Origin of the sequence: uncultured Veillonella sp. (assembly GCF_934230905.1) — a bacterium.
Taxonomy (GTDB): domain Bacteria; phylum Bacillota; class Negativicutes; order Veillonellales; family Veillonellaceae; genus Veillonella.
In genome coordinates this window covers 18,117-43,296 of the sequence record NZ_CAKQFJ010000005.1, presented here as the reverse complement: position 1 = coordinate 43,296, position 25,180 = coordinate 18,117, and the positions used below count along the sequence as shown (strand labels likewise).

Sequence of the window (25,180 nt, the reverse complement as noted above, 5' to 3'; positions counted from 1 at the left end):
TATGGTGTTTATTATATAATAGATAGGTAAGCATTGATGACATAAGGAGGTCTCATGAACGAAGCCTTATTAGAATATATAGACCGTAAATTGAATGAAGAAGAATTGGGACGCGTATTCTTAGTTACTTTTCAAGGCAATGAGTTTTTTGTAAAACGCGCTGTAGGTAATAACCGGTCATCATGGATTAAACCATCGCCTCGTGCATCTTTTGATCATGAGTTTTATATGATGAATTTTGTGCGTACCCAATTACCATTAGCGCCAGAAATTGTAGGCTTTCGAGAAAATTATTTTGTGACACCTAATTATGGCAAAAGCTTGACCTATTATGGACATTTACCACAGGAACATCCAGAAGATACATCTCTAGAAGATATGGCTGTTCATATTTTTTATGCCTTTGGTAAAGCTCTTGGCATGCTTCATGACTATGGGATTGCCCATGGTCGCCCTGCATTACGAGATATTGTATATAATCCAGACGAGGATGCAGTGATGTTTCTCGATTGGGAAAACGCACGTCGTTGGCCTGAGTTCACGCCTGCTGGATGGGATTTACTGATTTTTATTCATAGCTTTATTCGTGAAGGTGATTTACCGAATGCTTACTTATATGCGGCTATGAATGGCTATAGTTCTGCACGCTGTGCACGGGATACCGTTCTCCACGTGCAAGAGGTCTTACGCAAACGTGACTATCTATTTAAATTCTGTCGCCTATTGGAACCATTTCATTTTGTCGATACAGAAGCGGCTGTACATGCCTATGATTTTATACAAGGTCTTAAAACAGAGTGACTATAGAATGATTAATAATCATCGTAAATTACATATGATTACATATGATTAGTATTGTAAATGGCCCTGCCTTATGGTGAGGGTCATTTTATTATGGTAAAATAGATTGTATACATGGTGAAATTTTCACCAGCATATCGTTGTTAATAGTAACATATCATAAGTCCATGATAGGGGAGTTATGAAGAGGTATAACAAGTGGAATATATTATTTCGTTTATGGAAACATATGGCTATGCAGCCATGTTTATGGCAATGATATTAGAAAATGCAAATGTGCCAATTCCCAGTGAAATTGTTCTTGGATTTGCAGGGTATTTGATTGCTCAAGGTATATTTGAACTTCATACAACTATGGTTGTCGGTATATTGGCAGGTATAGTGGGATCTATATTGTCATACTGGATGGGCGAATATGGCGGGCGCCCTTTATTATTAAAATACGGTAAATATGTATTTTTTAATGAGCATAAATTTGAACTGGCTGAAAAAATGTTTAATAAATATGGTGGTGCAGCCATATTTTTTGGTCGCTTATTGCCTGGTGTTCGTACATTTATTTCATTTCCTGCTGGAATGGCACGGTATCCGTTATGGCATTTTATCGTGTGGACCATATTAGGAACGATTCCTTGGACCATTTTACTTGTATACTTAGGTAAAGTTCTTGGAGAAAATTGGAAAGACCTCATAGAGTATAATCATGAGTTTTTGGTTATTATGATTGTTGTCTTTGCTATTGTGGCTGTCGTAATCGGTTATAAATACTACAAGAATCGCCGTAAATCATAAGGAGAACATAATGAAATTGTCTCGTTTGACGCCTGTGTTGTTTGTTGTTTGGCTGGTATTCTTTATGGTTGCCAATAATATGCTACCGGTAACGGATCCAGTAGAATCGAATTATGCGTTAACTGCCAAAGAAATGGTATTATCTGGTAACTGGTTGTCACCACAGATTTATGGGACATTTTGGTATGATAAGCCTATTATGATTTATTGGCTTATTGCTTTAGCGTTTAAAGTGTTTGGTTTTGCAGATTGGGTAGTGCGTTTGCCAAGTGCTATATTCGGTGCCTTGTCAGTAGCGACTATGTTTCAATCGTTAAGGACCTTTAGCAGACGTTGGCTTGTTGGCTTGGTAGGTTCTTCAATCCTTGGTACATCTCTTATGTTCTGGGCTGTAGCTCATGGTGTTATAACCGATATGGTGTTGTTGTATACGACTTTGATGGTTATGATGTATGCGTACAAAGGATTGAACGAAAATTCTAGTACGGCTATGATTGTAGCTTATGTATTTTCCGGACTGGGCGTTTTAACAAAGGGGCCGGTAGCTCTCGTTTTACCAGGGCTTATTTTGCTTGTTTATACAGCGATTTCTCGTTCAAAACAAATGCTATTTCGCCTTTTTGATTGGAAGGGAATTTTAGCATTCCTTATTGTCGCAATGCCATGGTATGTTTATATGTATAGTGCCCATGGACAAGCTTTTGTAGATGGTTTTTTAGGCCTCAATAATGTAACTCGTGCCACGCAATCTGAACATCCAGAAGATAATGTATGGTGGTATTACATTGCCATTTTCTTAGGTGCCTCTTTACCGTGGACCGGGGCCGTTATTTATGGTATGATAACGGGCTTTAAACAGCGACATAAGTGGTATTTATATTGCATGTGTTGGGGTGTTGGTACCATTCTATTTTATTCTTTAATGGCTACTAAATATCCTTTATATACATTTATTAGTCTCGTACCATTTAGTATTTTAGGTACATTAGGGGCGTTGAAAGCTCTGCGACCAGGGAGGCCGCGTTATGTACCGTGGATTGTTGTAGGTCCTACACTCTTATTATGGATTGCATATGTAGTGGCATCCTTCTTTGCTCCGTGGGGCTATTATGGTTTGCTCTATGTTTTTGCAGGAGTATCCCTATTAGGACTTTTCTGGTTTTGGTGGACGCGTCAACGGTATCGTTTATTGAGCACCATTGTGATTGGTACCATGCTTGTTTCATCGATTGTGGTCCTTGAAGGTTTAGTGCCGCTTGTAAAACAACGTAGCTCTATTAATCTGATCCCTGTTGTAGAAAAATATAATGGTGATGTGTATTATTACAATGGATATAGCACATCTGTTGTATATTACACTGGTCATAAGGTGATTCGTATTAAAGGTGATAGTAGTCGTTGGGATGATAAAGATAAACTAAAATATCGTAGTACTGAGTGGGATAAAAAATATCTCATGGAACAAGTGACCGAAGATGAGTTTATTAAGCGCTTGGTTGAAGGTAAGCAGATCATGGTTATTGTTCCCAAAGGAGAGATTAGTCATTTTAAACAGTCTAGTATTGCTCCTTATGTTGGTGAATATAGTGAAGCTGGCAGTTCAGAGATTTATATTTTGAATAAACGTCAAACTTATATTGAAGAATGATATATTGTTATAGTTTACATGATTTGTGAAAGTAGCATCAACCGCATTAGCGGTTGATGCTTTTTTGTGCTTTTCAAACCCTATTCTATAAATATGTATTATTGACAGAATAAAAACATATTGATATAGTAGGTTATATAATTTTATAGGACGAGGTGTTCTAATCCCTTATTTCATCTAAGGTTTAGAAATGTGCGAAAATGACATGTGTCAAAAACGCCCCTTGTTATGAGGTAGAAAGAGGGGAAGTTATGAAGAAGACTTGGTATCTAATTATCGGAGTGGTCCTCTTAGTTATCGGTGGGATAGCCTATGGCTATCATGAATACCATACACCAAAGACGGCCCAAGAATTAAAAACTGTACGCGTAGCGTATTTACCACTTACCCATGCATTGCCAGTATTTGCTACAAAAGAATTAGAAACAGCAGATGGTCCTGTTCATGTAGAACTTGTTAAGTATGGGTCTTGGCCAGAGCTTATGGATGCACTCAATACCGGTAAGGTAGATGCTGCGGCCGTTCTCGTTGAGCTTGCTGTAAAGGCTCGTGAACAAGGTATTGATGTTCGTGCTGCTGCATTGGGTCATACAGAAGGTAATATCATTATCGTCAATAATGATATTAATTCTGTACAAGACTTAAAAGGCAAATCCTTTGCTATTCCTCATAAACAATCAACTCAAAAAATTCTCGTGGATTGCATGCTTGAGAATGCTGGTCTAAGTGAAAAAGATGTGCAAGTCGTTGAAATGAGTCCTCCTGAAATGCCATCAGCGTTAGCGGTAGGACAAATTGCTGGGTATAGTGTAGCTGAACCATTTGGGTCTCTTGCATTAGAAATGGGAAAAGGTAAAGTTTTTGAAGATCCGGATCATTTATGGCATGACAACATTTGTTGTGCCCTTGTGTTTAATGGACAGTTCGTTGATGAGCATCATGAGTTAGCAAAAGCTTTTACCAAGGCTTATCTTGATGCAGGTAAATATTTAGATGAGCATCCAGAAGCACAAAAAGAGATTTCCTTAAAATATATGAAATTTAAGGATCCTGTTATTGAACGTTCTTTACAAGTGATTAGGTTTGGAGATTTAGCCCTTACAGAAGATCGTTATAATGCGCTCGCGCATCATATGACGCACATTGATTTGATTAAAAAAGTGCCGAGCTATTCAGAGTTTGTAGATACATCATTGTTACCATAGGAGGGCGGCTATGAAGAAATATACATATGTGCCGGGGGCATTTATTGCGGCTTGGCTGATTTGGGAATTGATTGTTCGCCTTGGAGGATTTAACGAAGCCTTATTTCCAACGCCATATAAGGTATTACTTGGATTTGGAGAACTTATAGGCGACGGTGTTCTTTTTAAAGATATTGCAGATAGTTTAGTGCGTTTCTTTATCGGTTATATTATTTCCGTTGGAGCAGGCGTATTTCTAGGCCTTATCCTAGGTTGGTACAAGGGAATTTGGAATTATATTAACCCTATTGTTCAAGTTATTCGACCAATCTCACCAGTAGCGTGGTTGCCATTTATTGTTTTATTCTTTGGTATTGGTCAAGCACCAGCTATTGTTATTATTTTCATTGCCTCGTTCTTCCCTGTGTTGTTATCCACGGTGTCTGCTATTCAAAATATCGACCCTGTATATATCAAGGTGGCACGTAACTTTGGTATTAAACAACCAGAACTCTTGTTTAAAATCGTGTTGCCCGCTGTATTCCCTGGCATTGCATCAGGTCTTCACATCGCTCTTGGTACAGCGTGGATTTTCCTTGTAACAGGTGAAATGGTCGGTTCTCAAACGGGCCTTGGCTTCCTTATTATCGATATGAGAAACAACTTGCGCAATGATCTTCTTATGGTGGCTATTTTGACCATCGGTTTTGTTGGGCTTTTACTCGATTGGGGCGTATCCCTCATCGAAAAATGGATTTACAAGCGTTGGGGTATTGAGAAATAGGAGGTGGCCTCATGGGTTACATTTCGGTGCGTAATGCACATAAGGAATTTATGAAAGATGGGGAACCACTCACCATTCTTGAAAATATAAATTTAGATATTGAAAAGGGGGAGTTTATTTGTCTCTTAGGCCCTTCTGGTTCTGGTAAAAGTACTTTATTGAATGCTATGGCGGGCTTTGAGCTCGTTACATCTGGTTCTATTACCATAGATGGTGAAGAGGTGAAAGCACCTCAACTCAGATATGTAACGGTTTTTCAAAACTACGGTTTATTGCCATGGCGTACAGTGGAAAGTAATATCGCATTAGGCCTTGAAAGTAAAAAGGTACCTAAAGAAGAGCGCCCTGCTATCATTGATAAATATGTGAAAATGGTAGGCCTTGATCATGCACGTAACCGCTATCCTGCAGAACTATCTGGGGGCATGCAACAACGTGTATCTATTGCTCGTGCACTAGCTGTTGATCCAGATATTATCTTCATGGACGAGCCACTAGGCGCTCTCGATGCATTAACACGTATCAACTTACAAGACGAAATCTCTCGCATCTGCCGAGAAGAGGGTAAAACCGTTGTATTCGTTACTCACGATATTGAAGAGGCTGTGGTCTTAGCAGACCGTGTAGTAGTACTGGCGGCTAATCCAGGTCGCGTACAAACCATAATCCCTGTAAACATTATTAACAGAACCGACCGTACATCGGCAGCCTTTGTTACTATACGGAATCATATCTTCGAACAATTCCAATTAGCAAAAGAAGACAAAATCGAGTTCTATATTTAGTTGTATATGCCTCAAAAGAATCACCCAAGTATTTTGACATCCTTGGGTGGTTTTTATATTTCTTATGTAATTTGTGTCATTATCATGTATAGTAGATATATATTAGTTATTACTTATAAAAGTTAAATGGGAGGCTGTATGTCTTTATTTGCGTTAGAGAAGAGCATGTCTTTTGATGAATATATAGCATCCTTTGATGCGGAGCGAGTAGAGAAGGTGCGTGGATTTGTAGAGTGGCTAGGTCAGTATCGTGGCAGCCTCGTTCATAATCCTTGGGGTGAGGTAAATCCTGATTTAGAGATTGTCACAGAAGGCTTTGATGCGGCCCAGGTGCGTCGAGATAATTTGCTAGCCTATTTGTTGCCACGCTTAGGTCGAGCTAAGGTATTTGTAGTGGCAGAGGCAGTAGGATATCAGGGTGGGCGTTTCAGTGGCATTGCCATTACTTGTGAAAGAATGCTATTAGATAAGCACAAAACCATTCGTGCGAAGGATGTAACGTCGATTCGATTAGAACGGACTAGTTCGCCTACTAGCTCTTTATTAAACGGAACACAGCAGAAAGATGGTTTTAACGAACCTACCGATACTGTAGTGTGGAGTGCTATCGTAGAAAAAGGCATCGATCCGTATGATACCTTGTTGTGGAATATATTCCCTTTCCATCCTCATAAGAATGGAAATCCATTGACGAATCGTACACCTACAGAGGCTGAGCAAGAGCAAGGATGGGAATATACAAAACGGTTATTAGAATTACATCATGAAATGGGTGGCGATGAACCTCTTCTACTGGCTGTAGGACAAAAGTCTGCCGATACGATGGGAAAATTTGGTCTATCTGCTATTGGATTACGCCACCCTGCAAACGGCGGAGTTAATCTCTATCGACAAGGGTTTGCTGAGGCTGTTATTAAACATAAAATCGTATAATCTTAATGACATAGCGTTAACATAAGGGTCCTCTTTTGTTAACGCTATTTTTATGTTACAATAATAATAACGTATGAAAGTAAGACTTTCATCAGAACGATCGGATTATAATGAACATTAAACGGTAACGAAGAGAACGTAACGTCGCGGCTGACGCGTTTAATGGTACACTATATTCATTTGCAAGAGGCGAATGGACAAAAGGACTTGAACGGTAACAATTGAGTTGCGCTATTTTTGCGCTCATTTGAAAGACGCTGCTGGATAGCGCCTTTTTCGTTTGTCTCCTCCTCTGTAAAGATCAAATTTTAATGATAGGTGAAAATATATGTTAAACAAATTAATGAATAAAATTTTAGGAGGAACTGTGAACACAACAGATAATCAACATGCTGCACAAGTGACTGCAGTAGAGACGGCGCCGTCTGCTCAGGGTGAGCAAAAAACCATTCGTCGTCGCACTAATACGCGTCGACCTGCTGGAGAGCATCGTAATACAGAAGGCCGTCGTACGAGTGAACGTCGCCATACAGGTGAAGCGAATCAAAGTGGCGAAGGTCGCCAACGACGTGCGACTCATCCAAGAACGAATACACGTCGTCAACGACCAGTAGGTGAGCAAGGCGAACAACAAGGTACAGAACGTAAGTCTCGTCAAACTCGCACCCCTCGTAATGGTGAAAATACACGCCGAACGGAGAGAAATGGTGAGAATACGCGTAATACAAGAACTGGCCGTAATGCTACGCGTACACGTAATGCGAATGATGGACGCAATGAAAATACTAACAACCGTCGTACGCGTACTAATAATCGTCCAATGGCTCGTAATCATGACCGCAACCAAGAGGTTCAATCTGATTTAATTGGTCGTCAACCAGCGGGCTCTAATAAGGGGAAATTCCAAATCATCCCTCTTGGGGGCCTTGGTGAAATTGGTAAAAATATGACGATCTTCCAATACGAAGACGAAATCATCGTTCTCGATGCTGGTCTTGCGTTCCCTAGTGAAGATATGTTAGGCGTAGATATCGTTATTCCTGATATGAGCTATATTATTGAGAATAGAGATCGCGTGAAAGCAGTCGTTATTACCCATGGTCACGAAGACCATATTGGTTCTTTGGCATACCTTATGAAAGAAATTGACTGTCCAGTATATGCAACAAACCTAGTTTGTGGTTTGATTGAAGGTAAGTTTAAAGAGCATAAGGTGTCTCCAAAATGTCTTCGTACAGTTGCCGCCGGTGATGAGGTTCAAATTGGTCAAGTAAAGGTTGGTTTTATCCAAACAAATCACTCCATTCCTGACTCTTGTGCTGTGTACTTTGATACACCAATTGGTACTGTGCTTCATACAGGGGACTTTAAAATTGATCAAACGCCAGTGGATGGTCGTTTGATGGATATGCACAAATTTGCAGAACTGGGAAACAAAGGCGTATTGGCATTGATGTCCGATTCTACGAACGTAGAAAAACCGGGCTTTACAGGTTCTGAAAGCTCCGTAGGACCTGCTATTAAACAAGCGGTGGGTGAAGCAAAAGGTCGCGTTGTATTGGCTACATTCGCATCTAACGTATCCCGTATTCAACAAGCTATTGATGCAGCGGTTATGTTCAATCGCAAGGTTGTCGTTATGGGCCGTAGCATGGTAAATGTTACAGAAATCGCTCAGGAGCGTGGCTATTTGAATATTCCACCAAATACAATTATTGATGTAGATGTAATGCACAACTATACAGATGACCAAATTATGATTTTAACAACTGGTTCTCAAGGTGAGCCGATGGCTGGCTTGTCTCGTATGGCTACCAGTAACCACCGTACTGTAGAATTAGCACCGAATGATACTGTTATCATTTCTGCTACACCAATTCCAGGCAATGAAGGTGCTGTGGGTAGAACCATTGATAACTTGCTTCGTCTAGGCTGTCATGTAGTATATGGTAAAGATCGTGGTATTCACGTATCTGGTCATGCGAGTCAAGAAGAGCTTAAGACAATGCTTAACCTTGTGCGTCCAGAGTATTTCATCCCAGTTCATGGTGAGTACCGTATGTTACGTCGCCATGGCGAACTTGGGGTCGCTATGGGCGTAGACCCTAAGAAAGTACTTATCGGCGACAATGGTCAAATCTTTGAATTTGATAAAGATGGTGGTCGTAAAGGCGGCCGCGTACAAGCTGGTGCTATCTTTGTTGATGGTCTTGGTGTTGGTGATGTTGGTAATATCGTTATTCGCGATCGTCAACAATTAGCACAAGAAGGTATGGTTATCGTTGTCATGGCTATGGATACTGCTTCGGGTACTATTATTGCAGGACCAGATCTTGTATCTCGTGGCTTTGTGTATGTACGTGATGCGGAAGAACTTATGCTTGAAGCAGAACGTCGCGTTCATCAAGTATTAAATGATTGCGAAGTACAACGTATTAAGGACTGGACTACAATTAAACAAAACGTTCGCGATGCATTGGGGAAATTCTTCTATGATAAAACACGTCGTAGACCTATGATTTTACCAATCATTCAAGATGTACACTAATTAATATATCCCTCTTAAGTGCAAGTGCCATATTATAAAAGGCGAAGATCTTAAGAGGGATTTATTTGTTCTTTTAAGACACTATAAGTAGCATGGTTACGGTTATTGTATACTATATAGGGTATTTGAAGTTACCTCTTTAAACTGTTATAATTAAAAGATAATTGGTATCCTTTTAGAGTTGAATGGAGTATTATGAAACAAACAAATACAAGAGCAATGGTGGAAACGGCATTTGTTAGCGCTATTGGAGTTGTGCTTACCGCCATTAGTGTATACTTACCTATATTTGGATTTTTGTCATTTTTAGTTACTCCTGCCGCTGTTGGAATAATTGGCACCAAATGGGGATTTAAGTATAGTGCTGTAGGAACAATTGTTATCTTTTTTCTATCCACCATGTTATTTGGAATCGTTAACTCATTCGTTGTAGGATTATTTGCCTTGGTAGGCATTGGTGTAGGTGCTGGGAATCGGTTCTCATGGCCTACTATAAAGCGTTTGTTAGTTCCAAGTGTATTGATGTTTTTGGCTATATTTTTTGTCATTATCGTATCGTATTCTATGTCTGGTGTTGATGTATCAACTATAGGCCCTATGGTTGTAGAGCAAGCTCAGATGATGGCTCATGATGCTATGGCGACAAATCCAGCTATTACACAAGAACAAGCAGATCAGTTTGTTGACAATGTACAAAAGAATTTTGATACATTGGGAGATGTATTTTGTATGGCTATAGCCGTAGGGGCAATAGTATATACGTATATTACAATACAGATATCTTTATGGCTGGGTCGTCGATTGCGAATTTCTATACCAAACTTCTTACCAATTGAACAGTGGAAGATGCCAATATGGGGTGCTGGTATTTTTGCTCTTGGTATCATAGGTGTACATGGCAGTGCATATGTACATTTAGATACGCCATGGGTTATTGCTATTAGTAAAAATTTAGTTTTGCTTGGTAATTTTATTTGTTCTATTCATGGTTTTGCTGCATTGGCAGATATTATGACTCGCTATCGAGTAGCACCTAAGATAAAATGGGGCTTGGTTTTTGCATATGCCTTATTCTTTTCTCAAGCATTAGCTATATTTGGGATTATAGATATGTTTTTAGATTTACGATCTCGTTTTAGTCGACGAGATTGATAATGGAAAGGAGGTTACTATGAAATCCTTTCAACGAAGATGGGAAGCAATGGAATGGACCATTATAGGCGTCATCGTTCTATTGATTTTAATCATCGCTTATTTAAATTGGTTGTTAGCCATATTATCGGCCATCGTGGTGGTTGCCGTATACTTGATTAATTACAATACGATTCATAATCGTCGTCGCCTAGCACGTGAGCAATTTAGTGCTATGATGAAAAATGTGACACAGGCTGCTAATTTTGCATTGCAGAATTTACCAACTGCTATTGTACTGGTAAATAAGCAAGGTACCTTAGTATGGAATAATAGCGTATTTGCCGATTGGGTTCCAGTAGATTGGAATAAATTACAAAAAATGTCTACTTTGATTCCTGGATTTAGAATTGATAAAATTTGGGGGAAATCGGGGTTTTTAAAAGAGCAATACGGGGACCGCTATTTCCAAGTGGTGTACAAGTTCATTGATCCTCGAGATGCAAGACCTGACGCAGATCCTAATGATGAATTGACGGAACATGCCGTTATGGCCTTGTATTTCAAGGATATTACAGCCATTGAGAAGGAACGTATTAAGGCTCAAGAAGAACAGCCTGTATGGGGCATGATTCAAATCGATAATATTGAAGAATTAACGAAAGGCCTCAGCGATAGAGAATATACAAATCTATGGGCTGAAATCAATAATATCGTGGTTGACGAAATCGATAAACACGAAGGGTTCATCCGAAACTTCCAAGATGATATGTATACATTTGCCATTTCACGCGGTGCTTTGCAAGACATGGAAAACGATGGTTTTAGTGTGCTTGAACGTATTCGTAAATTACCGTCTCCTCGTCAAGTACCTGCTACGATTAGTATTGGGATTGGTGAAAATACTGGTTCTGTTAAGGATGTATCTGAACGTGCTAGAGCAGCTCTTGATATTGCATTAGGACGTGGTGGCGATCAAGTTTGTATTATGGATGGTGAAAGTACTCGGTTCTTTGGCGGTAATACAGCAGGTGTTGAAAAGAACACTCGTGTTCGTGCTCGTGTAGTGAGCCAAGCTATTCATGAGTTAATGATTGATTCTGATAAAATTCTTGTTATGGGGCATCAACGTGAAGATTATGATGCATTGGGCGGTGCTATCGGTGTTGTATCGATTGCACGTGCTCTAGGGAAAGAAGTAAGACTCGTGCTTTCAAAAGAAACAAATGCCATCGATAAAATGGTCCATGTTCTTGTGGAAGATGAGTTTTGGAAGACTCATATTTTAACGCCTGCAGAAGCTAAATTGTGGGCCGATGCGAATACATTGGCTATCGTTTGTGATACGCATAGAATGCCAATGGTGGCAGCCCTAGAGGCTCTCGAGGTATCTGAACGACGCATTGTTATCGATCATCATCGTCGAGCTGCAGATTTTGTTGAAAATCCATTGCTTACATATTTAGAACCTGCTGCCTCATCTACAAGTGAGCTAGTTACAGAGTTAGTTCAATATGCAGGCGTTCCTGTAAAGCTTTCAAAAGCGGAAGCCACAGGTATTTATGCAGGTATCGTATTGGATACGAAGAATTTTTATCAGCAAACTGGAGCGCGTACTTTTGAAGCGGCCGCTTTTTTACGCCGAGCAGGAGCAGATATTGATAAGGTTAAACAATTATTTATTGAAACCTTCGATTCTATTCAATTGCGTGCTAAAATGGTATTTGAAGCTAGTCGTACAGAAGGAATTGCTATTTCTGTAGCCCCTAATGGTTTGAAGGATATGATGGCATTAGCGGCACAAAGTGCGGATATGCTCATTAGTAATGAAGATATTGAAGCAGCTTTTGTACTGTATTCCTTAAATGATGGTGGCATCGGTGTTAGTGCTCGATCCAAAGGCAAGGTAAATGTACAGGTTGTAATGGAAGCTTTGGGCGGTGGTGGTCATAGAACTGTGGCTGGTGCTCAATTGCAAGGTATGACGATAGAGGAAGCGAAGGCTGCTATTCTAGATAAAGCATTAGAAGCGCTTCATTCCGCTGAAAAAGAGGAGGAACAACAATGAAAGTAGTATTGTTAGAAGATGTAAAAAAAGTTGGCAAAAAAGGCGAAATCGTTGAAGTAAGTGATGCATATGGTCGTAATGTATTGATCAAAAAAGGCCTTGGCCTTGAAGGCACAGCTACAAATGTTAATAATGCACGTCAAAAACAAGAATCTATTGCTCATAATAAGGCTGTTGCTAATGACGAAGCTAAAATTTTAGCAGCACAACTTACAAAAGTAGAAGTTACTGTTAAGGTGCGTATGGGTGAAGAAGGTCGTGTATTTGGTTCTGTTACTGCTAAGGATATTGCTGATGCAGCGAAAGCTCAATACAAGGTAGATATTGACAAAAAGAAAATTGAAATTAAAGAACCGTTAAAAACATTAGGTGTTCATGATGTAGTGGTTCGTGTACATCCAGAAATTACGAGCACTATTAAGGTTAACGTAGTAGCTGAATAATTTTCGAATCACCATGCTCACAGAGTGTGGTGATTCTTTTTGCGCGTAGAAGAGGCGTGATGTACTCTTTTGTAGGGAAGATATTCATAATCTAGTTAAGGGGAGACGAACATGGACGTACGCATACCACCGCATAATGAGGATGCGGAGAAGGCCGTATTAGGAGCATTGCTAACAGATGGGTCATCATCTGGCGAAGCCGTTGATCTGGTAACAAGTATCGTAGATCGTGATGACTTTTATCGTGATACGCATCGTATCATTTATGATGCTATTTTAAGCCTTGTAAAAAGTAATAAGACGATAGATTTCATTACATTAAGTGAAGAGCTAGAACGACGTAAAAAATTAGATACGGTAGGTGGCATCGCTTATATTACATCCCTTGCGAATGAAGCAACGGGCTATAATATTGAAGAACATGCACGCATTATTGCAGAAAAAGCGCAAATGCGTCGTCTTATTGATGCTGGTAATAAGATTGTAGGCATGACCTATGCTGGTGAAGATGAACCATCTGTAATTATGAATAAGGCGGAAGAACTCGTGTTAGATGTAGGTGGTCAAACACAATCAGAGTCAACATTTTCGCCAATCGGTGACGTGGTTCTTACGAATATTGAAAGACTTAATAAATTACAACAACATAAGGGCTCTATTACAGGTGTACCGACTGGATTTAGAGATTTAGACTTTATGTTAAACGGTTTGCAACGATCAGATCTTATTCTTGTCGCCGCTCGTCCTGCGATGGGGAAAACGGCTTTTACCTTGAATATTGCTCAAAATGTGGCGATGGGGATTAAGAGAACCGTAGCTTTCTTTTCTCTGGAAATGTCCAAGGAACAGTTAGTAGGCCGTATTTTATCATCTGTGGCAGGTATTGAATCAGATAAGTTGCGCAAAGCGGATATGGATCCAAATGATTGGTCTAGAGTCATGGCGGCAGCTGATGAGATGAGCCAAGCTAACTTATTTATTGATGATACGCCAGGTCTTACGGTACAGGATATGCGTGCTAAATTGCGTCGCCTCAAGGTGGAACATGGTCTTGATCTTGTTATTGTCGATTATATTCAGCTTATGCAAGGTCGTAATTCTGGTAAGGGCAGTGAAAATCGACAACAAGAAGTATCTGAAATTTCTCGTAACCTAAAGCTTATTGCTCGTGAATTTAATGTGCCTGTCATTGCACTCTCCCAGTTATCTCGTAGTGTTGAAAGTCGTCCGGACAAGCGACCAGTATTATCTGACCTTCGTGAATCTGGCTCTCTTGAACAAGATGCGGATATTGTTATTTTCTTGTATCGCGATAAATATTACGATGAAAACTCCGAGATGGGCGATAAGGCAGAGGTTCTGATTCGTAAACACCGTAATGGTGCAGTCGGTAGTGTAAAACTTCTATTTATTGGCGAATTAACACGGTTCCGAGATACAGTTGATGACGATAGGGTGGGACCAGAACAATAAATAGAATCTATCCTTACCATACATCGATAGGCTTAGGCATATGGCTGTCTTTTAATTAACTATATAAGAGTATCTACTAATAGATAAGACATCTAATAGTAGATACTCTTTTTTATTTTGGTTAGTTAATATTACTTTTTAAAACAAACATACGTTTGAAATAATTAATAGTTTTTGTTATACTAATGATAGAAATTACAATAGTAGTCACTCGTATGAAAGTTAGTGCATTAGGGCTATAAGGAGGTGTTTGTATATGGGTTCAATTGACACAGAACGGATGTATATGTGTATTGATTTGAAGAGTTTTTACGCCTCTGTAGAATGTGCTGATTTAGGTGTGAATCCTTTTACAACGCCTTTGGTAGTAGCAGATAATTCTCGTGGTAAGGGTGCTATTACATTAGCAATTTCGCCAGCCCTTAAGAAGTTAGGCGTTAAAAATAGGACTCGTTTGTTTCAGATTCCATCACATATTGAATATATCACGGTTAAGCCTCATATGAAACGCTATATGCAGGTATCAGCACAGATTTATGGGACGCTGCTAAATTACATATCCCCTGAGGATATTCATGTGTATTCTATTGATGAATATTTTATAGACATCACGCCATACGCGAATTTGTACAAGAAAACGCCTCGTCAGTTGGCTCAACTCTTGCTTGATGCGGTGCTTGCAGCCACTCATATTTACGCTACAGTTGGCATTGGAACGAATTTGTTTCTTGCAAAAATTGCCCTTGATATATTAGCTAAGCATGCACCTGATTTTATAGGCTATCTTGATGAAAGCCTTTTTAAGGAACAAATTTGGCATCATCAGCCGATTACAGATATTTGGCAAATCGGCAGCGGTATCGCCAATCGTTTGCGTAAATTTGGCGCCTTTGATTTGCATGGTATCACCCAAGTACCGGAACATAAATTGTATAAGGAATTTGGTGTGAATGCGGAGCTGTTAATCGATCATGCATGGGGGCGTGAAAGCTGTACTATTGCGGATATTCATGCGTATAGACCATCCAAGCACTCCCTTTCACAAAGTCAAATTCTATTGCGCAATTATACGGCTGATGAGGCTCGATTGCCTATGCGTGAAATGGTGGAATCATTAGTCCTAGAATTATTACAAATTAAGGCTGTTACGAAATGTATACATGTTCATATTGGTTATGCAGCGGAGGATTTGAAGTCGACTGGTGGTTCTCGTACCTTAGCTCATTATACGGATTCGTTTCAAGAATTATGTCCTGCTGTACTAGCCTTGTTTGATAAATATAAACGGCCACAAGAGTTAATACGACGTATTGCCATTAGTTTTGAAGAGTTGGTTAATAAATCTGCTGTACCGACGGAAATGGACCTGTTTAGTAATGCATTAGTAGAGGCAGAACAACAAGAAGCTCATATACAGAAAACCATGTTACATATTAAGGGGCGCTTTGGTAAGAATGCGATTCTTCGTGCATCTAGTTTACAAGAGGAAGGAACTATGCAGTTTAGAAATACATTGGTAGGTGGCCATAATGGAGAGTAAATTTTGTTATACGAGCTGATATATTGCGTGGGGGAAGGTATGGATTTATGAAACATCGGATGTCGCGGTTGCAACGGGCTAAACAGTTTATGCCCTTTGCGGCGTTAAAGGGATTTGAAACATTGTTGGCAGCCGTAGCGCGGTCCAAGGAGTCTCGAGTAGAGTTGTCTGAGGATCAACTAGAGGAATTAAATCGTATAATCCAATCGTTGACAGAAGGGGACTTTGTACGAGTTGTATATTATACAGGTCATTGTTATACGGAGTTGGTAGGTATTATCGAGACGATGAGTAAGACTACGTATAGTTTATGCATAGAGAGTGTTATGATTTATTTTAAAGATATAAAGGAAATCAATGTATATAAATGAAAATTATTGACATGTATAAGGTATATACAAGAATAGCCTGTGCTTATTATGGTAAGCATAGGCTATTTTGCTATGCTATTTTAGTAAATGTATTTTGATAAATATTATTGACATAATTGATGTGTTTTATTAAAATAGACATATGAACAGATATTCATATGTTTGTTTTAATACAATCTGAAATCGGATACGTATAGGTAAGATGTAACATATAGATAAAGGAGATATCATGGAAGAAATATTACTTCTAAAAGATTTAAACTGTGCTAATTGTGCAGCCAAAATCGAAGATCGCATCCGTAAAATGGATGTGGTAGAGACAGCCAATTTTACACTTGCTACTCATCAATTGAAATTAACTGGTTCTTGGGAGGACCGTGAGGCTCTTAAGCGTGACATTCAAGACATCTGTGATGCTATCGAAGAGGGCGTAACAGTAGCTGATTACGAACGTAAATCTAAAGCGGCTGTGGATGATGGCCGTGATAACAATCAGGACAATGACGCTGTAACAATTGCAGTTATCGTAGTAGGTCTATTATTTATGATCTATGAAGCATTGACTTCCTTTGTACCATCCATCGGATTGCCAGAGAGCATTGAAACTCCAATTTACTACGTTGCTTATGTACTCCTTGCATTCCCTGTATTGCGTACAGCAGCGCGTAATATCTTAAAGGGTGAAGTATTTGATGAAAACTTCTTGATGTCTATTGCTACATTAGGTGCCATTGCTATCGATGCATTGCCTGAAGCGGTTGGTGTTATTTTATTCTACCGTATCGGTGAATTCTTCGAAGAAAAAGCAACAGAACGTAGCCGTACAGAAATCATGAACGCTGTTGATATGCGTCCTCAAGAGGTACGCGTTGTAGATACATGCGGCGGTGGCGAAATCGTAGTTATGGCTCCTGAAAAGGTTGAGGTGGGCTGGACTATTGAAGTTCGTCCTGGCGATTTGATTCCTCTAGACGGTACGATTCTTGAAGGTGAAACTCGCGTCAATACGGCTCCTGTAACCGGCGAACCAGTACCTATTCGCGCAGAACCAGGTACACAATTGATGTCTGGCTGCATCAATGAAACTGGCCGTATTACGATGCGCGTCGATAAGGTTCTAGAAGAATCCATGGTTACTAAAATTCTTGATGCTGTTGAAAATGCGGCTGCATCGAAACCTAAAATCGATAAATTCATTACGCGCTTTGCTCGTGTATATACTCCAATCGTAGTAGCTCTTGCCCTTGCTGTTGCGATTATTCCATCCCTCATTACTGGCGAATGGCATAAATGGATTTATACAGCCTTAACATTCCTTGTTATTTCTTGTCCATGTGCATTGGTACTAAGCGTGCCACTTGCGTTCTTCTCCGGTATTGGTAACGCATCTAAACATGGCATCTTGCTTAAAGGTGGTCGTGTTATCGAAGCATTGGCTAATGTGAAAGCAGTAGCTCTTGATAAAACAGGTACTATTACATCTGGTGAATTTAAAGTACACAATGTTGAAACTCTAGCGTCTAATGTAAGTAGTGCTCAATTGTTATCCATGGCGGCAACTATCGAAGCCGTATCTAATCATCCAATTGCAACAAGTATCGTTGCTGAAGCAAAGAATCAAGGCCTTACAGTAGAACCTTCCGATTTTGTTCAAGAATTGGCTGGTGAAGGTATGGTAGGCACGACGGAAGATAAACAAATACTTGTTGGTAACCGTCGTCTTATGGAACGCTATGATGTACAAGGCTATCCAACAGAACCTGCTGAATACGGTACAGAAGTTCTTGTAGCCGAAGGTAATACATACCTTGGCCGTATTATCATCGCCGATGAAGCTCGTCCAGATTCTGCTGAAGCGATTGCTGATCTTAATCGTCAAGATATTAAAACTGTTATGCTTACGGGTGATGCTGAAGCAAGCGCTAACTATATCGCCAAAGAAACCGGTGTAAGTGCAGTACGTGCTCAACTATTGCCTCAAGATAAATTGTCCGTTGTTCAAGATATTCGCTCTGAATATGGTCCTACTATGTTCGTAGGCGATGGCATCAATGATGCGCCAGTTCTTGCTGGTGCTGACGTAGGTGGTGCGATGGGTAGCGGTGCTGATGCGGCTATCGAAGCGGCCGACGTTGTGTTCATGCGTCCATCTTTGACTGCTATTGCACATATTCTTGATTTGTCCAAATCAACATTGCGCGTGGCTTGGCAAAACGTTGTATTCGCCATTGCTGTTAAAATCCTTATCATGTTGCTTGGCATCTTAGGCTATGCATCCATGTGGTGGGCTGTATTTGGCGATACAGGCGTATCTATCCTTTGTATCTTAAACTCTGTCCGCATCTTGAGTAGAAAATAATACTGATAGATAATAAACTGCTCCTACATTGTATTAGGCAATGAGGAGCAGTTTTTCTATGGAAAACTTTCACAAGAGAATTGAATAGTGCACCTAAATAGTATATAATTTTAAAGATGAGATAAAGTTTACTGTTCGGAAGGAGGGATAGCATGATTACAGTGTACAAGCACATAGAAGAAGAATTAGTAGCCGATTACACGGTATCAGATGCCACAAAAGGTTCATGGGTAAATTTGGTGAACCCAGACCCCGATGAGTTATCCCTTATTAATATATTAACGGAAATTCCTACTGATGTATTAAAGACCGCCCTCGATATGGAAGAACGTTCTCACGTGGAGTTAGAGGACAATTATATCTTTATTGTTATTAATATTCCAGTTGTTCGTGGTAATGATATGTATGATACGGTACCACTTGGTATCTTTTTGACGCCAGATTTCTTTATTACTGTATGTCTTGAAGAATCTGAAGTACTATATCCGTTTATTTCCAATCAAATTTCAACTTTTTATACCTTCAAAAAAACACGGTTTTTGTTCCAAATTTTATATCGCACAGCGACCATGTTTTTGCGCTATTTGCAACAAATCAACCGTCGTACAGATGATATCGAAATTCAATTGCGTCATACAACAAAGAACAAAGATTTCTTCCAATTGTTGGAATTACAGAAATCTATGACATACTTTACATCTGCTTTGCGTACTAATGGAACGGTTATGGAACGGTTATTACGTTTGCGTGGACACAGCTCTTATAAACATCTTCTTAAGATGTATGAAGAAGATGAAGATTTGTTAGAAGACGTAATTATTGAGAATAAACAGGCCATTGAGATGGTTGAAATGTATTCTAATATCTTAATGAATATGATGAATGCCTTCACATCTATCATTTCTAACAATCTTAATATGGTTATGAAGATGCTAGCCACACTAACAATTGCTATGGCAGTACCAACTATCGTATTTAGTTTGTGGGGGACAAATGTACCATTGCCGTTCCAAGAGGATCCGAATGGGTTCTATGAAGTAGTTATTGTAGCATTAGTCTGTTCTGTTGTGGCTATTATTGGTATGTGGAAAAAAGATCTTTTTTGATATTTATATTGAAATACATATAATAAGAGCTGGCACATAGCCAGCTTTTTGCTGTGTTATAGTTTTGATACTGAGATATCTTAAGCTGTTGATATCCAATTGTTGCATATTCTAATAAAAATCTGCTATAATATATCAATATGGAGAGGTGTCCGAGTGGTTTAAGGAGCTGGTCTTGAAAACCAGTGACTCCGCAAGGGGCCGTGGGTTCGAATCCCACCCTCTCCGCCATTCGATTTTATGAATTTCAATGACTATCAAAGAATATGAAAGAGTAAATAAAGCTAGATAATAACTGCTTTATTGATACTCTTAGATATTCATAAGTAGTCTATAAGTTAAGTATAATTTGCCCCCTTTTTTGCCCCCTAAAATTTATGTGGTAGAATAGAGGGGAAAGCAGTAAATATAATGTTTTCAAAATCACATAATCATCTCTAAAACCCTTTGGGTTATTGTAGTGACCCCAAAAAGTTAGACTTTTATTTCCGAGTAACCTAAACTGGTTGCTCGGAATTTTTTATGCTGCAGTAGTAGCTAAACGATAGTCAATTGGACTTAGCCAGTTCAATCTCATAATACTTAAATTCAGTTGTATCTGTAGTAATTAATACCTCGTGATTGTAACAAGGGTAACAACCTTCTATATCCATAGTTAGGATGGTCTTTACGAATAGCTTTAATAGCTATTCGTATTTGTAGATCTGGATCTACTCGGTCAAAGCGCTGTTGCCAGTACATATATGTTGCTTTTGGAAAATGTAAGGCAGCAAGAATCTCAGTTAGTTTGAATTCTCTTCGGAGACTGCTAATGATTCTTGCTGCTCTTTCATTTTTCGAGCGTCCTCGAGGCGCAATCTCCTCAATTCTTTTAAATAGGCATTCTCTATTTGAGCATAACGTAATTGTTTTTCCAATTCTAAAATACGAGCTTGCTCTGGTGTTAATTCTTTCTTCTTCTTTTGGTTACGAGATTTAGTATGTGTGGTAATCTTTGCTTTTTCATCTGTTCGACTCATGGTAGGTATTCGTCCTTTCGGTCGCTCGACAAAAGCATTGGCCCCATATTTCATAAACTCCGATTTCCAGTGAGCTATTAATGAAGGATTATTCATCCCGTATTGTAATGCAATTTGCCGATACGATAATTTACTAGTTAAGTATGACTCTACCACAGCTAGCTTAACTATTGGTACTTGACTATTATGCACAAAAAAAATACAATTGTTTTGATAATTGTATTGACACTTGTTAGAATTAAAAATGAGGTATTCAGGTTTGTGATTTCCTATGGAAGTTAATAGTAATTGCCTCTAGTACTTACAAGTGATATTAAAAATAGAGGACTTAGTGATGTCAATTATTTCAACTGATTTAACCCCTTTTCAAATAGATGATACATTGAAAGCAGCCTTGCGAGAAGATATTCATTCCGAAGATTACAGTACTAATGCCATTTTTGATCATCATGGCCAAGCCAAGGTGTCGCTTTTTGCCAAGGAAGCTGGTGTTTTAGCGGGACTAACCGTTTTTCAAAGGGTTTTTACCCTATTTGATGCCGAGGTGACCTTCCAGAATCCTCATCAATTTAAGGATGGGGATCGTTTGACTAGTGGCGATTTGGTTTTAGAAATCATAGGCTCGGTGAGAAGTCTCTTAACATGTGAACGCGTTGCCTTGAATTTTTTACAACATTTATCAGGGATTGCTTCGATGACAGCTGCTTATGTAGAAGCCTTAGGCGATGATTGCATTAAGGTATTTGATACTCGAAAAACTACTCCTAATTTACGTCTTTTTGAGAAATATGCCGTGAGAGTTGGCGGTGGCTATAATCATCGCTTTAATTTATCAGATGCTATCATGCTAAAAGACAATCACATTGCGGCAGTAGGTAGTGTTCAAAAGGCAATTGCTCAAGCGCGTGCCTATGCCCCTTTTGTGAAAATGGTCGAGGTGGAAGTGGAAAGCCTTGCTGCTGCCGAAGAAGCTGCGGTGGCGGGTGCTGATATTATCATGTTGGATAATATGTCATTGGAAGAGATTGAACAGGCCATTACCCTAATTGCAGGACGTTCTCGGATTGAATGTTCTGGAAATATTGATATAACCACTATTAGCCGTTTTCGTGGTTTAGCGATTGATTACGTCTCAAGTGGTAGTTTAACCCATAGTGCTAAGAGTCTTGATTTTTCCATGAAGGGGTTAACCTACCTTGATGTCTAAGTTGCAAAATAAACTAACTTTTTAAAGGATGTCTTTCCTCTAGAACGAGTTTTATGTCAGATAGTTTAAACGCCTCTTCAAATATAGTAAAAGGAACAAAACCAAGAAAAGTTGATAGAGATAGACTTAAAAACTATCTTACTGACAATCCAGATGCTTATTTGACTGAAATAGCTTCTGACTCTGGCTGTTATCCAACTGCCATCCACTATGCGTTCAAAGCTATAGGCTACACTCGAAGAAAAGAACCACATCTACTATGAACAAGATGTAGTGACCCCAAAAAGTTAGACTTTTATTTCCGAGTAACCTAAACTGGTTACTCGGAATTTTTTATGCTGCAGTAGTAACTAAACGATAGTCAATTGGACTTAGCTAGTTCAATCGTTCCTTAATTCGTTTAGTATTGTAATACATAATATAGTTTTCAATCGCCTGTTGTTGTGCTGAAAGTATGGACTCAGCTGGTGGTGTAGGACTTATACTAAAACTGATAATTTCAAGATTATATAAATCCATAAATGGATCTAAGTATAGTTTTCTGACTTTCAAAGCACCATTTGCATCTAGTTCATAATACTTAAATTCAGTTGTATCTGTAGTAATTTTTTGATGTGGTTGACTACAATGGAATCTACGCTTAATGCGATTAGGTGCAATCCGTCCTTTAATGCCATTCAATTTTATGAATTTCAATGACTATTAAAGAATATGAAAGAGTAAATAGCTTTAATCTCGTATTTGTGCTATACTATTTGTATAATATAAATCTTTAGAGACCGGTTGGGCCATTTGTTGCCTGTTGCTCGTTTCTTTTGATATATTACTATACTTGGTAAGGCAATTGGAGCCCGTGCCTTGTATAGTACTATAGAGAACCCTTTATCTAATCGGTAGAGGGTTCTTATTATATATTAGAGTATGTTAACAAATGTCAATATATGTTTAATAGCTTTGTATGAATTTAGCTATAGGTTCTATTATTGACGATGTTTACGATGTCTTTTATACTTATAGTATCAAAAGCAGTACTACTAGACGTATGACTGGCCGCTTGGCTATTGCCACTCTGTGCCTTAACGTTAGTAGTACTGCTTTTTTGTATGCTTTATTAATAGATAACCTTAACTTTTCTTAACCGCTTAATGCGGTATGTTTTGATGTAACAGTAATGTAACATTGATGTAACAGGTTTGTAACGCTATTACATTCTATTAATAGTAAACCTTAGTTTTCTTTAGCCCTTTTTTAGGATATTCGGTTTCTTAGTTTTTAAGGTATCTGAAATATTGTGTTTTGTTGAAAGCATCTAATATATAAAAATCCCCCATTTTTTTAGAATGGGGGACTTATTTCTATGCTATATTATGAGTGTTACTTCCTTTGTAAGTGGCTAGATAGATACTTTAGCAAGTAACTAGCACATATAAAAAAGGCGGTATTCGCAGTACCGTCTTTTTTCTTTTGCATTAAGCGATGCAAATTATTTCTTTCTTTAGTCATATATTATATTACAGCTTATCAATAGTTTTGTAAAGTGTTCGTTGTTCACTCATTCTCATTGATGGTTTATGCTTTTCAGTTATAGGAAAATAATTACTTCCGATAACATATCCTTAGTGGAAGTGATAATCATATAATCATTTCTAGATGGCTTTTTGTGTTGTGATATCTTTTATACCTTGTGTTTGGAAAAAACTTTCTATTTATAGTATGATAGCTTTATATGTTGTTTTTCATAGAAAGGAGCTCGTATGAGTAGAATTGGTTTCTCACGAACTCAGATTTTAATTCTTGTTAGCGTATGGCTAACATTTTTGATCAGTTTTGTTATGCGATTATCTTGGGCATCTTTGATGCCTATTGTTAATGAAGCATTACACTTTACCCCTCAAATGGGGACCGCTTATTTGTCTGCTTTTTATATGGGCTATGCCATCATGGTATTACCAGGTGGTATTTTAGCAGACCGTATTGGATATCGGTATACCATCTTGGTGAGCTTGCTAGCAATGGCTATCATTACTGCTTTGATGAGTACCATTGATAATTACACCTATGGATGGGTATTACGTTTTTTATTAGGCCTTGTATCTGGTCCGGTGCAAGCATCTTGTTTGAGTGCGATTGGAGACTATTTTGGTCCTAATCAACGTGGTGCAGCAGTCGGTATTTTTATGTCTTGTACATCGCTTGGGGTGGCGACTGTAAATTTATATGCCCCTTATGTAGCAACGAATTATGGTTGGCAAAATGCATTCCTCTTAACTGCTATGTTGCCAGTTCTTATCTTTATACTTAGCTACTTTACAGTTCGTAAGCCAAGTGCTGAAATCTTAGCTCAACGTGAAGCAGAAGCACATGTCGACGCGATTCCTGAGGGGGAAAAACCATCTTTAAAGGAAAACTTGATTCATGTATTAAAAAATCGCAATATTCGCTGCCTTGCGTTTGCCGGCTTCTTCGCTACCGGTGCTACATGGGCGGTGGCTCAATGGTCAAACTTGTACATGGTTAAACAACTTGGTGTTAATGCGATTTATGCGGGGCATGTTATGTCTGCATTTGGATTAGCAGCACTTATTGCGAAGCCGACTATCGGTATTTTATCTGATATCTTGCCAATTAAGAAAAATCATTTAACGGCGCTAGTTATGTTCTTATTTGCACCGGCATTATTACTATTTGCTAGTACGACAAATCCTGATATGCTCTTTATTACAGGTCCAATTCTTGGCATTGGTGCATTTATGCACAGTGCGCTGACGAATGCTCTAGTTGTGCAATCTGCAGAACCTCATTTGAGAGGTACTACTGCAGGATTTGTAAATCTATTTAATCAAATTGGTGTTATGTTAGCACCTATGATTTTAGGTAGTATGCTAACAGCAACAGGTAGTTACCAATCGGCATTGATGACATTGGCTATTGCTCCTGTTATCGGTTCTATTGCTTTATTTTTTGTAAGACTAAAAAAATAAATTGCCT

19 protein-coding genes, 1 tRNA gene and 2 pseudogenes are annotated in these 25,180 nt (G+C 38.9%); 20 read left to right on the top strand and 2 right to left on the bottom strand.

All coding sequences use genetic code 11. The features are described from left to right. Positions 1-54: 54 nt before the first annotated feature. From Q0E20_RS02095 to Q0E20_RS02015, 17 genes are all read left to right on the top strand, one after another. Positions 55-801: a hypothetical protein gene (locus tag Q0E20_RS02095; protein WP_295995580.1), complete on the top strand. Its 747-nt coding sequence runs from the start codon at positions 55-57 to the stop codon at positions 799-801. Positions 802-999: 198 nt separating this feature from the next. Continuing rightward, entirely contained in the window at positions 1,000-1,593 is a 594-nt protein-coding gene (locus Q0E20_RS02090; protein WP_295995577.1) for a DedA family protein, read from the top strand. A gap of 10 nt (positions 1,594-1,603) precedes the next feature. After that, positions 1,604-3,241: a glycosyltransferase family 39 protein gene (locus Q0E20_RS02085; RefSeq protein WP_295995574.1), complete on the top strand. Its 1,638-nt coding sequence runs from the start codon at positions 1,604-1,606 to the stop codon at positions 3,239-3,241. 251 nt (positions 3,242-3,492) lie between these two features. Then, positions 3,493-4,446 (top strand): ABC transporter substrate-binding protein, encoded by a 954-nt coding sequence (locus tag Q0E20_RS02080; protein ID WP_295995571.1) that lies wholly within the window; start codon positions 3,493-3,495, stop codon positions 4,444-4,446. Positions 4,447-4,456: 10 nt separating this feature from the next. After that, positions 4,457-5,209, top strand: a complete 753-nt coding sequence (locus Q0E20_RS02075; RefSeq protein ID WP_295995567.1) for an ABC transporter permease — start codon at positions 4,457-4,459, stop codon at positions 5,207-5,209. An 11-nt stretch (positions 5,210-5,220) separates the two neighbouring features. Then, entirely contained in the window at positions 5,221-5,994 is a 774-nt protein-coding gene (locus Q0E20_RS02070) for an ABC transporter ATP-binding protein (protein WP_295995564.1), read from the top strand. A gap of 138 nt (positions 5,995-6,132) precedes the next feature. Then, positions 6,133-6,927: a uracil-DNA glycosylase gene (locus Q0E20_RS02065; protein WP_295995561.1), complete on the top strand. Its 795-nt coding sequence runs from the start codon at positions 6,133-6,135 to the stop codon at positions 6,925-6,927. A gap of 367 nt (positions 6,928-7,294) precedes the next feature. Continuing rightward, entirely contained in the window at positions 7,295-9,475 is a 2,181-nt protein-coding gene (locus Q0E20_RS02060; RefSeq protein ID WP_295995559.1) for a ribonuclease J, read from the top strand. Between the two features lie 195 nt (positions 9,476-9,670). Continuing rightward, positions 9,671-10,627 (top strand): DUF2232 domain-containing protein, encoded by a 957-nt coding sequence (locus tag Q0E20_RS02055; protein WP_295995556.1) that lies wholly within the window; start codon positions 9,671-9,673, stop codon positions 10,625-10,627. A gap of 19 nt (positions 10,628-10,646) precedes the next feature. Next, entirely contained in the window at positions 10,647-12,674 is a 2,028-nt protein-coding gene (locus Q0E20_RS02050; protein ID WP_295995554.1) for a DHH family phosphoesterase, read from the top strand. Beyond that, positions 12,671-13,117: a 50S ribosomal protein L9 gene (gene rplI / locus Q0E20_RS02045; protein ID WP_295995549.1), complete on the top strand. Its 447-nt coding sequence runs from the start codon at positions 12,671-12,673 to the stop codon at positions 13,115-13,117. The genes Q0E20_RS02050 and rplI overlap by 4 nt, the downstream gene beginning before the upstream one ends. A 111-nt stretch (positions 13,118-13,228) precedes the next feature. After that, positions 13,229-14,590: a replicative DNA helicase gene (gene dnaB / locus Q0E20_RS02040; protein ID WP_295995544.1), complete on the top strand. Its 1,362-nt coding sequence runs from the start codon at positions 13,229-13,231 to the stop codon at positions 14,588-14,590. A 256-nt stretch (positions 14,591-14,846) separates the two neighbouring features. Beyond that, complete coding sequence (locus Q0E20_RS02035; protein WP_295995540.1) at positions 14,847-16,130, top strand: DNA repair protein; 1,284 nt, start codon at positions 14,847-14,849, stop codon at positions 16,128-16,130. Between the two features lie 47 nt (positions 16,131-16,177). Continuing rightward, positions 16,178-16,501: a YolD-like family protein gene (locus Q0E20_RS02030; protein WP_295995537.1), complete on the top strand. Its 324-nt coding sequence runs from the start codon at positions 16,178-16,180 to the stop codon at positions 16,499-16,501. Between the two features lie 229 nt (positions 16,502-16,730). Then, positions 16,731-18,860: a heavy metal translocating P-type ATPase gene (locus Q0E20_RS02025; RefSeq protein WP_295995534.1), complete on the top strand. Its 2,130-nt coding sequence runs from the start codon at positions 16,731-16,733 to the stop codon at positions 18,858-18,860. 152 nt (positions 18,861-19,012) lie between these two features. Then, positions 19,013-19,966: a magnesium transporter CorA family protein gene (locus Q0E20_RS02020; protein WP_295260298.1), complete on the top strand. Its 954-nt coding sequence runs from the start codon at positions 19,013-19,015 to the stop codon at positions 19,964-19,966. Between the two features lie 142 nt (positions 19,967-20,108). Next, positions 20,109-20,197 (top strand) — tRNA-Ser (locus tag Q0E20_RS02015). Between the two features lie 551 nt (positions 20,198-20,748). On the opposite strand, the gene Q0E20_RS02010 is transcribed toward Q0E20_RS02015, so the two are convergent. Continuing rightward, the gene (locus tag Q0E20_RS02010; RefSeq protein ID WP_295995528.1) at positions 20,749-20,985 is read right to left on the bottom strand and encodes a hypothetical protein; all 237 of its coding nucleotides are present in this window, start codon (positions 20,983-20,985) and stop codon (positions 20,749-20,751) included. A gap of 334 nt (positions 20,986-21,319) precedes the next feature. On the opposite strand from Q0E20_RS02010, the gene nadC reads away from it, so the two are divergent. Together nadC and Q0E20_RS02000 are read left to right on the top strand one after the other, a co-directional pair. Further along, positions 21,320-22,192: a carboxylating nicotinate-nucleotide diphosphorylase gene (gene nadC, locus Q0E20_RS02005; RefSeq protein WP_295995525.1), complete on the top strand. Its 873-nt coding sequence runs from the start codon at positions 21,320-21,322 to the stop codon at positions 22,190-22,192. 86 nt (positions 22,193-22,278) lie between these two features. Next, positions 22,279-22,440 (top strand): annotated as a pseudogene (locus tag Q0E20_RS02000) (IS630 transposase-related protein); the annotation flags it as partial. Positions 22,441-22,567: 127 nt separating this feature from the next. Here Q0E20_RS02000 and Q0E20_RS01995 read toward each other — a convergent pair. Beyond that, a pseudogene (locus tag Q0E20_RS01995) lies at positions 22,568-22,861 on the bottom strand (IS3 family transposase); the annotation flags it as partial. A 1,085-nt stretch (positions 22,862-23,946) separates the two neighbouring features. On the opposite strand from Q0E20_RS01995, the gene Q0E20_RS01990 reads away from it, so the two are divergent. After that, entirely contained in the window at positions 23,947-25,173 is a 1,227-nt protein-coding gene (locus Q0E20_RS01990; RefSeq protein WP_295995522.1) for an MFS transporter, read from the top strand. Positions 25,174-25,180: the final 7 nt, after the last annotated feature.